9 protein-coding genes are annotated in these 12,634 nt (G+C 51.2%); 4 read left to right on the forward strand and 5 right to left on the reverse strand.

Annotated features, from left to right (window positions below; all coding sequences use genetic code 11):
- Window positions 1–21: 21 nt before the first annotated feature.
- Genes ACW73I_RS07860 through ACW73I_RS07870 form a run of 3 tightly spaced genes read right to left on the reverse strand, consistent with a single transcriptional unit; the run spans window position 22 to window position 4,903 of the window.
- Window positions 22–996 (reverse strand): DUF4340 domain-containing protein, encoded by a 975-nt coding sequence (locus tag ACW73I_RS07860; RefSeq protein ID WP_458028692.1) that lies wholly within the window; start codon window positions 994–996, stop codon window positions 22–24.
- A gap of 12 nt (window positions 997–1,008) precedes the next feature.
- Window positions 1,009–3,894: a Gldg family protein gene (locus ACW73I_RS07865; RefSeq protein ID WP_458028693.1), complete on the reverse strand. Its 2,886-nt coding sequence runs from the start codon at window positions 3,892–3,894 to the stop codon at window positions 1,009–1,011.
- Window positions 3,884–4,903 (reverse strand): ABC transporter ATP-binding protein, encoded by a 1,020-nt coding sequence (locus ACW73I_RS07870; protein WP_458028694.1) that lies wholly within the window; start codon window positions 4,901–4,903, stop codon window positions 3,884–3,886. Before ACW73I_RS07870 ends, ACW73I_RS07865 begins: the two co-directional genes overlap by 11 nt.
- Window positions 4,904–5,153: 250 nt before the next feature.
- Here ACW73I_RS07870 and ACW73I_RS07875 point away from each other — a divergent pair, with 250 nt between their 5' ends.
- Window positions 5,154–5,579 carry a BLUF domain-containing protein gene (locus ACW73I_RS07875; RefSeq protein ID WP_458028695.1) on the forward strand — a complete coding sequence of 142 codons (426 nt, stop codon included), beginning with the start codon at window positions 5,154–5,156 and terminating at the stop codon, window positions 5,577–5,579.
- Between the two features lie 69 nt (window positions 5,580–5,648).
- Window positions 5,649–7,742, forward strand: a complete 2,094-nt coding sequence (gene glgX, locus ACW73I_RS07880) for a glycogen debranching protein GlgX (protein WP_458028696.1) — start codon at window positions 5,649–5,651, stop codon at window positions 7,740–7,742.
- Window positions 7,743–8,631: 889 nt separating this feature from the next.
- Here the strand turns inward: glgX and ACW73I_RS07885 are convergent.
- The gene (locus tag ACW73I_RS07885; protein WP_458028697.1) at window positions 8,632–9,399 is read right to left on the reverse strand and encodes a hypothetical protein; all 768 of its coding nucleotides are present in this window, start codon (window positions 9,397–9,399) and stop codon (window positions 8,632–8,634) included.
- A 684-nt stretch (window positions 9,400–10,083) separates the two neighbouring features.
- Here ACW73I_RS07885 and ACW73I_RS07890 point away from each other — a divergent pair.
- Complete coding sequence (locus ACW73I_RS07890) at window positions 10,084–10,314, forward strand: hypothetical protein (protein WP_458028698.1); 231 nt, start codon at window positions 10,084–10,086, stop codon at window positions 10,312–10,314.
- Window positions 10,315–10,360: 46 nt separating this feature from the next.
- Window positions 10,361–11,680 carry a PQQ-dependent sugar dehydrogenase gene (locus ACW73I_RS07895; RefSeq protein ID WP_458028699.1) on the forward strand — a complete coding sequence of 440 codons (1,320 nt, stop codon included), beginning with the start codon at window positions 10,361–10,363 and terminating at the stop codon, window positions 11,678–11,680.
- A gap of 385 nt (window positions 11,681–12,065) precedes the next feature.
- Here the strand turns inward: ACW73I_RS07895 and ACW73I_RS07900 are convergent, their stop codons facing one another.
- Window positions 12,066–12,341, reverse strand: a complete 276-nt coding sequence (locus ACW73I_RS07900) for a hypothetical protein (protein WP_458028700.1) — start codon at window positions 12,339–12,341, stop codon at window positions 12,066–12,068.
- Window positions 12,342–12,634: the final 293 nt, after the last annotated feature.

The following is a 12,634-nucleotide window of genomic DNA, read 5'->3' on the forward strand; positions in this document are numbered from 1 at the left end:
GATTGTGCGCACCCTACCCATCTACCGAGTGCCCTGGTTTCCAGACCCTTTAGCCGTATCCTTGGTTGACTCTTCACCGGAAGCCGCTGCCGCCGGCAAAACCAATTGCGCCTTATCCACCCCGGCAATCCGATCGAAATCCAGCTGGCTGATACTGAACAAAACATCCCTGTCATTCCGGCTGACGAAATACTGGTCGCCGGCCTTGACCAAGATATAAGTCCAACTGTCTTTGGGGCCGGAAACATCCACAGTCACGGTTTTATTGTCGCCCGGCGGCAGTTGGTCGACCGGCGCCAACACCTTCAATCCGGCCAATGCCATCGCCAGCTCCATCGCCTTGACTTGATCCAGCTGCGGCTTAGACTGGTCATCGCTCTCTGTCGCGGCTTCGGCGGCGGCGAAATGCCAGCCGTCGTCTTTTTTCTGCAAGACGTAATCCGGGCCTTTGATTTGGTCTATGTCTTTGGCGGCCAGCAAAGATTTGTCCAGCCAGTCATCATTTTTGGCCGGCCATTCGAAGCTGCTTACATTGACGGCGTAAACGTTGTCGTCTCCAGGCTCGCGCACATGGGATTTTTTGAAGCCCGGCGACGTACCGATGTACAGTTCGCCGGCCGGTTTGTCGCCTTGATAAAACTGCAAGCGGCGCTGGAACTTGTCTTCGGCGACTTCGAAGCGCTTGTGGCTGCTTTGGGTCGTCGCCACCGGCCAACCGGCTTGCAGATTCTTCAGCCGGTTTAACAAGGCATTGAGTTTTCCGGCATCGGCCGGCAATTGTTTAAGTTTCGGAATGATCCAGTTGTCGCCGGGTTTGGTCAACGTGACGCTTTGCTTGGCATCGCTGACGATCAATTTGTCCGCTTGCTCCGGAATAAAACCGAGTAAGGCTTCCGGTTTGGGCTGCCGGCCCTGTTGTTGGCTAAAAAACAACACAGCCGCCAATAGCAATTGCGCTAGCAGCAGGCCGCTTAACCAGGTTTGAAATTTCGTCATCTCTTTACTCCATTAATCCGCCAGTAAACGCAAATATTCCCGCTCGCGGGCTTTATGCCGCTGCCTTCGCAACAGCGCGACCAAGCCCAAAGCCAAGGCTGCGAGCAGATAGTTCAAGTATTCCCAGAACAATTGAACGCTATGTTGCATCGGCGGCAGGGTCCGGTTGAAATGGCCGCGGGCTCTGATACTGAGCAAACCCGCATCTTCCAGCGACCAATCGATCGCGTTGGCGATCAGTTGCAGGCTGTTCAGGTATTCGCTGCGCGCCGAGGCAGCGGCGATACGGATCACCTCGTCGGACAAGAAGTCGTTGGAGGCGAACAGAATGATGCGGGCCGATTCCGGCGAATGTTCTATGACGCCGGATACCGTTTCGCTAGCCGGTTTTTCCTGTTCTTTTTGCTCGTCGGCCTTTTGCTGCGCCAACAACGGCGACGGCTTGCCGACGAAGTAGGAATCGAAGCGGCCGGCGCTGATCACACCCAGAAGCTGCGAGCCGGTTTCGCCTTCTTGCTCGTAATGCGTGCGGCCGTCCGCGTCGATGCGCGGCATGATATCGGTCGACTCGGACAACCAGGAGGCATCGGAGCTACGCAGCAGTTCGGTAATCGTGCGCTGTCCTTGCTTTTCCTTGTCGAGCAAAATCGGCGAAGCCCAGGCCATGGTCAATTGCGGCAAATCGCCGGTGACGGGAATGTGCTGATTCAAGCCGTCGCCGCGAATATCGATGAAATAGGGATAATCCAGCATGCGCATTTCCTGTAACTGGAAGCCTGCGACATTGCGGGTCACCGGCAGCGGAAAGGCCGAGTTTTGCGGATCCATGACCAGTTTGTCGTCGAATTTCAGGCCGTTATGGGCCAACCAGCCGCTCAAGCCGCTATCCTGCTTTTCCATGCCCACGCTACGCGGCGTCAAGTTGACCGCAAAAGGCGAGGTTGACGCAATCACGGTACCGCCTTGCATCAAAAACTGGTCGACTGCGAACAACTGCTTCTCGTCCAACGCTTTCGGCGAGAGCAGCAGCAAAATATCGGCGTCGCCCGACACCTGCCCATCGCCGAGGTCTTCGGCCTGAACATTCAATTCGGCTCCCAGGAATTGTTCCAGCTCTTTGAACTGCGGCCCGAGCATGCCGTATTGCATCATCGCCGGATTGGCGGCGGGCGCCACCATCGCCACGGTTTTGGTAAACCCGCTGGCGAAGCGTTTGATGCCCGCCTCCAGATTGCGCTTGAAACCTTCTTCGCTGACATCGTCGAACGGAATTTGAACGATCTGTTTGCCGCCCGCCAGCGTCAGATAAAAATAGAAACGCTGATCGCTCAACAGATCGGTGGTCATGGCTTGAAAGCCGTAGTCGTCGGCAATCCGTTTGGCCACCTGACCGCCATCGGCGTCCGGATCGATAAAATTCACGCTGAAGCGGCCGCCCGATTGGGCCTGCATGGCTTCGGCGGTTTTTTGCACGGTCTTGCGGAAATTGACCAGCATTTCTGGCAATTTCGCATCGGCCGAAACATAGGCCTTAAACGCTAATTGGCCTTTGACGGTATCGAACAAGTTGCCGCCGGATTGGTAGGCGTTCAGCACCTTTCTGACGGCCCGAGTCAGGTCGTGCTCAGGATTGCGCAATTGCACTTCCAGATCGGTTTCGCTGTTGGCTTTCAGTTCGATCAAATCGCGGAAACCCAGGACTTGGTATTCGTCGCCGTATTTCACCAGCACATTGAAATACGAACTGACGATGGCCGATTGATAACGGTCCGCCACTTGAAACGGTGTGGGTTGGATGCCGTATTTTTGATTGGCTTCCTGTTCCGTTTCGGGGTCTTTCACCGGGTCGACGAATTCAACCCTAACCTTGCCCTTCCCTGCGATTTCGTATTCGCGCAATAAGTCCTTCAATTGCGGCACCAAAGGCGCCAGCAGAGGATGGGTCTTGCTGCTGAAATAGCCTCGCAGCAGCAAAGGCTCTTGCAGCTGATTCAGGTAGGTTTTAGTCGCCGAAGAAATCGAATATTGGTCGCCTTCGGTGACGTCGATCCGCAAGGCTGAAATCTGCCCCAGCCACAAATTGGCGCCTAGTGCATTCGCCATTAACAAGGCCGTGGCAATGCGCCAACTTTTATGGTGCGGCGTGCTTTCAGTCGTGGCCCAGCGTTCTTTTTCCAGCACATAGGTGTTCAAGGTCAGGAACACGGCAACGATGCTGAGGTAATAGTACAGGTCGCGCAGGTCGATGACGCCGCGGGTAATCGAATCGAAGCGCGAACCGCTGCCCAAAAGGCGCAGCCATTCGCCGGCCTGGTTGCCGAACAAATCGGTGATGGTGCTGTTGCCCAGCAGGTAAAACAGGCCGCAAACCGCCGTAGCGCTGATCAGGCTGACGATCTGGTTGTCGCTGCGGGCCGACACGAACAAACCTATGCTCAAATAAGCCGCCCCCAGCAGCAAGGTGGCCAAGTAGCCGGCCCAAACCGGCCCCCAATCCAGTTCGCCGATGATTGCGACGGTGATCGGCAACGGCAAGGTCATCAGCAGCGCAATCGCGAGTAAACCCAGGCAACCCAGGAATTTACCCAGCACGAAATGCCACAGCGGCACCGGCTGGGTCAACACATGCTCCAAGGTGCCGCTGCGCCGCTCTTCGCTCCATAGGCGCATGGTCAGGGTACCGGCCAAAAAAATCAACAATACCGGCATCCATTCAAATAATGGCCTGACGTCGGCGATATTGCGGGCAAAAAAGGCTTCGCCCCAAAAGAAGATAAACAAGGTCACCGCCGCAAACGTCGCCAGGAACAAATAAGCGATCGGCGTAGCGAAAAATAAAGTGGTTTCCTTATCGGCTATCCGGCGTATCACCGGCAGGGCTGAACGATCAGGCTGCATCGCTTAATTCCTCCTTTTGCGCGTTTTGCACGGATGCGCTACTCACTTCCCGGAACAGGGTCTCCAGGTCGCGCAGTTCGGCTTGTAATTGAAAGAGTTCCGCGCCGGCGTTGATAATAATTTTGGCAAGCGCGGCGCTGACGGTTTGACTGGCATCCTGATCGGCCAGAGTCAGACGGTAACGGTAGGCGCCTTGCCGCTCGGCGGCATGACTTAAAGTTTCCATGTGCGCGATGCCGTCCACGGCTTGCAATTGCTGATTGGCGGCATCCGGGGTCAGCGTCGTCGAAACTAATAAGTGATTGCTGTGGCGCAGATCGTCCAGCCTGGCATCGACGGCCAATCGGCCGCTGCGCAGGATCAAGACCCTGTCGCATAAGGCATCGACTTCCTGCATGATATGGGTCGATAAAATCACCGTGGCGTCTTTGGCCAGGGCGCGGATCAACCGGCGCATTTGTTCGGTTTGATTCGGATCGAGACCGTTGGTCGGTTCGTCCAGAATCAACAGTTTCGGTCGGCCGAGTATCGCCTGCGCCACACCGACCCGTTGCTTGTAGCCGCGCGACAGCGTCGCAATCGGCGACAACAAACGGTCCTGTATATCGGTAGCATAAACCGCGCGTTTGATTTCTTGATATTTACGTTCGCCTACCAGACCTCTCAATTCGGCGGCGTAATCCAAGTAGTCGGCCACGCTCATTTCCGGGTAAATCGGCAGATTTTCCGGCAGGTAGCCCAGGGTTTGCCGCGCTTGTTCGGCGTCGCCGGATATATCGATACCGTTGATCTTGATCAAGCCCCGGTTAGGTTCCAAATAACCGCTGATCATTTTCATGATCGTGGTCTTGCCGGCGCCGTTGTGGCCCAACAGCCCGACGATTTCGCCCTTGCCGATATTGAAACCGACGCTGTCCACGGCTACGAAGTCGCCGTATTGCCTGGTCAAGTCGCTGACTTCAAGCATGTTGTCCTCCAAATGTAACGGTTGTAATTGCTGATGATTCATTTTCGACCCAGTCAGGCGGAGGACGGGCACTGACGCTGCGCCTATCAGTCGTAATAAACATTGTTCTTATAGTCCCAATAGTTTGTCGGAGGTATTCCCTAACACAAGGCTTCAGACGATTGATTCGGACAGAAAGATAGGGATTGGATCGAAAAATTCAAGGCTTCCCGCATGCTCGCTTTAAAATTAACCCAACCGACACGGGCAAAAATGATAGATAATTCAACCGCACGTCATGAGGGTATAAATAATGTCACTGTATTGCCTGGTTTATACAAGCGTCTCAAGTCAAAAAATGTCTGATGAAGACTTGAAACAAATCTTAGAAAAATCAAGAACAAAAAATCGAAAACTCGATGTCACCGGCATGCTGCTCTACCTCGACCCTTACTTTATTCAAGTGTTGGAAGGCGAAGAGGAAACCGTAGACAGCATTTTCAACAGCATTAATCAAGATTCCAGGCATTGCAAAGTCTCGATCATTTACCGGCAACCCTTGGATAAACGCTATTTTTCCAATTGGTCTATGGGCTTTAATAAAATCCGCGATCAGGATGTGGACAACATCGACGGATTTTGCGATTTTTTACAGCATCCGAGTCCGAATTTTATGGCCGAACTGCCGCTTGAAATCGAAACCATATTAAAAAAGTTTAAAAACGAAACACTGTTTTGAGATGCCGTGCTGCCTGCGCGCATGACTTCACAGACATAAATGTGTCCATCCGCCTGCCATAAGGAGGCTATGTTGAACGTGAACACCGACACCTTTGCAGGCAGACCCTATCCGTTAGGATCGATCTTACGCCCGGGCGGAGCTAATTTCAGCGTATACGCCAACAAAGCCGGCGCCGTCGAATTATTGCTGTTCGACCATGCGGACGATGACACGGCTACCCGGATCATCAAGCTTAAACCCATCATCAACCATACGTTCCATTACTGGCACGCTTATGTACCGAATGTACAAGCCGGACAAATATACGGCTACCGTGTTTACGGTCATAACCAGCCAGGTTTACACTTCGATCCGGATAAACTCCTGATCGATCCCTACGCCAGAGGTATCGCAGTCGGCCTTCAATACGACCGCGGCGCCGCCTGCAAAACGGGCTCCAATATCGGCTCGGCGATGAAAAGCGTATTGGTGGATTACCGCGGCTACGATTGGGAAGGGGACGCGCCGCTAAGGACACCCTTCCGGAAAACGGTAATCTACGAAATGCATGTACGTGGATTTACCCGCCACCCCCAATCCGGCGTCACGCCGGAAAAGCAAGGGACGTTTGCCGGCCTCGTCGAAAAAATCCCGTACCTTAAAGATCTCGGTGTTACCGCAGTAGAATTGCTGCCCGTGTTTCAATTCGATTTGCAAGATGCCCCGCCCGGTTTGAATAATTACTGGGGCTACTCACCCGTGTCGTTTTTCGCTCCCCATCATAGCTATAGTTCCGATCCCACTCCGCTCGGCGCGATCGCCGAATTCAGAGACATGGTAAAGGCCTTGCACAAGGCCGGCATCGAGATCATTCTGGACGTCGTATTCAACCATACCGCAGAGGGGGGAAACGGAGGAGCCACTTTCTGTTTCAAAGGCTACGCCAACGATGTCTATTACATATTGGACAAAGACAATTGCAGTTATCGAAATTACTCCGGCACCGGTAACACGCTTAAGGCCAACCATTCCGTGGTCAGGCGTCTGATCCTGGATAGCCTGCGCTATTGGGTCACCGAAATGCATGTCGACGGTTTCCGCTTCGATCTGGCTTCGATCTTAACGCGGGACGAAGCCGGCAAACCCATGCCAACGCCGCCTATCTTATGGGACATCATCACCGACCCGGTATTATCCGGCAGCAAATTGATTGCGGAAGCCTGGGATGCCGCCGGCCTTTATCAACTAGGCAGCTTCGGCGACTTTTGGAAGGAATGGAACGGCAAATTCCGGGACGATATCCGCTCTTTCGTCAAGGGCGACGTTGGCAGCGTAGCCAAATTACCCAACCGTCTATTCGCAAGCCCGGACATATTCGGGCATTCGGAACAGGAACCGGAAACCAGCATCAATTTCGTCACATGTCACGACGGTTTCACGCTGCATGACCTCGTTTCTTATAACGGCAAGCATAACGAAGCGAATAACGAAAACAACCGGGATGGTTGCGACAATAATATCAGCTGGAATTGCGGCATCGAAGGCCCCACCGACGACGTGTTAATCAATGCCTTGCGCAAACGCCAGATCAAAAATCATCTGACACTGACCATGTTCGCCGCCGGCACGCCGATGTTGCTGATGGGCGATGAAGTCTGTAGAACCCAGATGGGCAATAACAATGCCTACTGTCAGGATAACGAAATCAGCTGGTTCGACTGGTCTTTACTTGAAAGGCACGGCGATATTCACCGATTTGTAAAAGAGCTGATTTGCCTGCGCCACGCTCTATACCGCTGGGATCACAAACCGTCGCCGACCCTGAGTCAACTGTTTCAAGAACTCCATATTGAATATCATGGTGTCAAACTGACTCAACCCGATTGGGGATGGGACTCGCGTAGCCTGGCCATTTTAGTCGCAAAGCCGCATCGTCCCTTTATCATCTATTTCATTCTTAACAGCTTCTGGGAGACGCTTGAATTTGAGCTACCAACGCGATATCTAGACATGCCAGTGGCTTGGTCTCGTATTGTCGACACGGCTCTACCCTCGCCGGACGATTGCATCCCTCATCACCAAGCGATCAATGTCGACAGCCAATGCTATCAGGCTCAGGCCAGATCCGTCGTCGCATTGATAGCCAAAATCAAGCTCATTCCAAGCTACAATGTTGGCTGAACTGAAAGGCAGATCTGCATTTTACGGCTGTCGCCAAAGTCGAAACCGGTAGCTTAAGGCCGGTCTTATTGAAACAACCTCTTATCCCAAATAACTTGTCCAGGAGCCTGGTTAACATTTGGATTATTTCGCCGGTGATGCAAAATTATCGGCGGGAATGAATCAAATTACTTTCACTGAATAAAGAAGCTTCTTCGGCAGGAATTGGCCGACTGGTTGGTCGCCAATGACTGGGTCTGGATTGGGCTGACTGGTCGGTATGGAGAAATGCGACAGGCAAAAATACCGTCTTCTCTTCAGATTCATCGCCGTAAAGCGGCCAATGAAATTCCGATTCCTGAAAGCAGCCATTGGCGATCTCACCCAACCGGCCAATACCCGACCGTCGGGGTCGTTATCCAATTTTAATAGTCAAGGCATCCTTTGACCCAATTGGATGTCCGGTTTTCGGCGAACAATTCGACATTATCACTGTGTCACTACGGCCATTACCTGCCGGTCGGGACGACTTTCCGATTTCAATGTTTGAGACATGCAATGATTCAACCGAACGTCCGAAATTCGGCGACCAAGTGAACATTATGGTAGCGTCACTACAACTATTAGCCACTTGTCAAACTGACCTAAAAACCACGGTTTCAACGACCAATCTAGAGTGGATTAAATCACTGCTTTACTTTTTTGTAGCATATAACCGCCATTCGAGGCGTGCGGGTTCACTGAACCATTTTAGCATAACGAAGTGTATTTCGATCGAACACGGCTTCATTCAAAATTGGAATATCCGTCCCGAGAGGCGTTTGCATTTAAACTTGTCTCTTAGCTATCTGTCTGTGAAACTGGGGCAAGATCACGACCATCGCAAAAAACAATCTTCCTAATACTAGAATTATCCAAGATTAAGGTGGTGACGACGTTTCAAGCCAAATAAACCGATTAAGCCACTACCGAACAACCAGGCGGCACCAGGCACCGGCACTGCAGCTAGTTGTCCTGGGCTAATCGCCCAGACATAATTAGTGTAGATTTTTTGGTAGTCGCGCAGTTTGGTGCCGCCTTCATCAGTAACAAAGTTCCAAGCAGAGATGGGACTTGACGCGTATTCCGTACTGAACCAATATCCCCAAGCTTGTTCATTTGTAAACAAGTTGGTATCTGGAATTGATTCTACTGTCGTAGCGCCTAATTCGTTATAAAATAGTTTACCAAAAACAGTATTGTCACCATCCCCACGCTGTGGGTTGTCCCCGGCATTGGGCAGTACCCATTGGCTGGATCCAGCGTAGTTTATATCGTTCAAATAGTCTACAAACGCCATGCCACCAAACCAACTGGCACGACCCAAAATACTGTCACTAAAGTCTGCGGATGAGACAATATGTTGACCACTGTTCGATGGTATATCGTAGAAATTCGGCGTGTCGTAAATGACCGGACTTGCCGCAATTATCGCGTTAATTACGGTGTCGTAGCCATGATTTGTGATCATGGTGCCTAGCAAATTAGCATCTCCGGTCCACGTGACATCACTGACACTGCTATAAACTACACTTTCACCGAATGAAGTACCAACGGTCAACGACGCTTCAACATTAAATGACGTTATGCCCAGTAGTACGCTAGCGGTTAATAAGGGGATATTCGATTTCGTAATCATACTCAACCTTATAGATATAAATTGTATGAGTCTGCATAAATAATATGCATTTCAGAGGCGTATCCGCGCCTGTATACGGTCGATCACTTAAAAGTTAACGATAAAACAAAGGTGCTATTGATCTTGTTGAATCAATTATATTTTGCTAAAAAAATTAACAATAGTTACAAATTATAGGTAAGTTTTTATCACATAGAAATATGTCTTGCAACTAATCCAACATACTAGCATCAGTGTCAACGTCGACACTCAAATTATACGTAAGGAACCACAAAAAGCTGGGGGTCTGTTTTTTTTACTCAAACGCCTGATCCTAAGCTGGTAGACAACTTTCCATTCAAATACTGTCGCTGATGATGGCAATCTAGTCTTAGCCAGATGACCGATTGGTTGAAGTTGCCAATGACTGCTTTGTAGCCCTCCAGTTCGCAGTATCAGGATTTCGCTGACCGGCCGGTATGGAGAAACGCGATAGTCTAGATTGGGTCGGTTGGACACAGTGACGAACGGCCGCTTTCAGGTATCGGAATTCAATGACAGCTCCGGCGATGAATCTGAAGAGCAGACAGTCGCCGAGCGACCCCTTGCGGACTGTTGATTTGTCTGGTCAAATGCCGGCGATTGAACCAAAAGCCGACGTTAACTCCACGTTTGTTAATCCCATCAGCTCAAAAGTCGTTATTAATGGACATAAAAGAACTTTCAGAGGGAATAATTAAGTTAAGTGAAGAAGCGACAGCATTTTTTGATGCGGCGTTTGTGGAATGCGGTGAAGAGGAAGAGCCAAGTCAATACTGGTTCTATTGCGGCGAGCGTCGAAACGCTTATTGGGACAAATTGACGAACGAAAATCGCCAACTATCTCAGAAAGCCCAGGAAACACTACTGAAAGTAGTACCGATAGATGGCCGCTGATCGGCAGACCGGTCTCTCGGATCAACCCTAGTCAAGGTCTATTATTATGTGCCCAAAATACACTCTGATATGCTCGGCAGCTTTGAGCGCGTTGACAGCATGCGGTGATGTTGCGCAATTGCCTATCGCGGCAGGCACCGGCCCCAATCCTCAACTGCCGCCGCCTAACCCGAGCTTGTTTCCCACGGTGAATATTGCAAAAGCGGTAGGCTGGCCCGCGAATGGCAAACCGACCGCTGCACCGGGAATGAGCGTAAACGCCTTTGCCGCCGGACTCGACCATCCGCGCTGGCTATATGTGTTGCCCAACGGCGACGTATTGGTCGCCGAAACCAATGCGCCGTCCGGACCCGAGGAGGAGAGCGGCATCAAGAAATGGGTATTGATCCAAGTTGGGGCGGACGTACCCAGCGCTAACCGCATCACCTTGTTGCGCGACGCCGATAACGATGGCGTCGCGGAGATGCGGACGGCGTTCATCGAAGGGCTCAACTCCCCCTTTGGCATGGCGCTGGTGGGCAACGATTTTTACGTGGCCAATACCGATGCATTGCTTAAATTTCCTTACAGACAAGGCGAAACCCGGATCGATCAGCCGGGAACCAAGATTGTCGATTTACCGGCGGGCCAAATCAATTATCACTGGACCAAGAATTTGCTCGCCAGCAAAGATGGCTCGCGACTCTATGTCACGATAGGGTCTAACAGCAATATTGGTGAAAACGGAATGGATCAGGAAGCGGACCGTGCCGCCATCCTTGAAGTGGATCCGTTGCGACGAAACACCCGCATCTATGCCTCAGGCCTGCGCAACCCCGTTGGACTCGCCTGGGGACCCGATGGCGAAACGCTTTGGACTGTGGTCAACGAACGGGATGAACTCGGCAGCGACCTGGTTCCCGATTACCTGACCAATGTCCCCGACGGTAGCTTCTTCGGCTGGCCCTACAGCTACTTCGGCCGACATCTGGACGAACGCGTGCAACCTCAGCGGCCCGCTCTGGTCGCCAAGGCCAGAGTACCGGATTATGCCCTTGGGCCGCACACCGCATCGCTCGGTCTTACTTTTTCAAATGGTGCGGCGTGGCCGGCACCGTTCAGTGAAGGCGCATTCATCGGCCAGCACGGTTCTTGGAATCGCAAGCCATTCAGCGGTTATCGGGTGATCTTCGTTCCTTTCAGAGACAGACGTCCTTTCGGCGAGCCGATCGATATGTTGAAGGGCTTTCTCAGCGCTGATGGCGAAGCCTTCGGGAGGCCCGTGGGCGTCGCGATCGACAAACGATCCGCCTTGTTGGTCGCTGATGATGTAGGCAATACCATCTGGCGCGTAACGCCCTCTAAGGCCGACCTTCCGTCGAACTAATACCGCAGATAGCACCTTATTCCAAAAACTCTGGTGCGGGGCGAACACAAATAAATTTGTTTGCTGATAGCCTACGCAATATGAGTGGGCAAAATTTTGAAGATGTCGCTATCGCAATCGATTGTTTTTGGAGCCGATTCTAGGACCGACACCCGCGATAACTCGGGTTGCGTTGAATCGCCAGACTTAGCAAGGGAGTTTCCGAACAGTTTCTGAAAATGCAGCCAACGGGTCGGCGGAAATTCTATTTAATCTTAGGAATAGTATTGTTAAGGGCAGTTTTAAGATCATGCCAGGCTTGTTCCAATCCGTATTTGAGTTCTAGCCGCATCCTTGCGGCCGTTTTGCTAAATTTCCGAGGTGCATTGGTTTTTATATTTATAAATTAATCTTGCAAACCATAAGTATCAACGATTTCTCGTTGCAAATTCCTGATTTCTTCGAGCATTTCTTCTGGCAAGTCACTGGCTCCCTTCAGGGCTAAACAGTCATTTTTGGAAAAAATCAAATCGTTCAGCTCTTGTTTTGAATACTCGCTGTTAGAAGCATCTTCATGCGATTTCCGCAATTTACAAATAATATCAAAAGCAACGTCGCGTCTATGATCTTCAATATCTAGATAATTTGCCAGATCATTTATTCTTTGAATAATCGTTTTCATGGTTGTTCCCTATTAGTTAACCCCGGAAACTGCCGGATCAGAAAAGCAAAACACAACACATGCGAACTTTTTGCAAGGCGCTTTACTACCATTTCTATTACTATGTCAATAACTCTCTTTCCGCATCAAGCCAGTCATCAAATGCGCAGCCCGGCTCAAATTCTCGCTGGCTTTGTAATAGGCAACTTCGGCAATCCTGGAGTCAGGATCCGGCCAACCTAACGTATTGATGGGCTGTACAAGACCTGAAGCCATTTCGAGTTTCATTTTGTTTGCAGCGGAAGCCATTTTTA

The organism is Methylomonas sp. MgM2 (assembly GCF_054172045.1).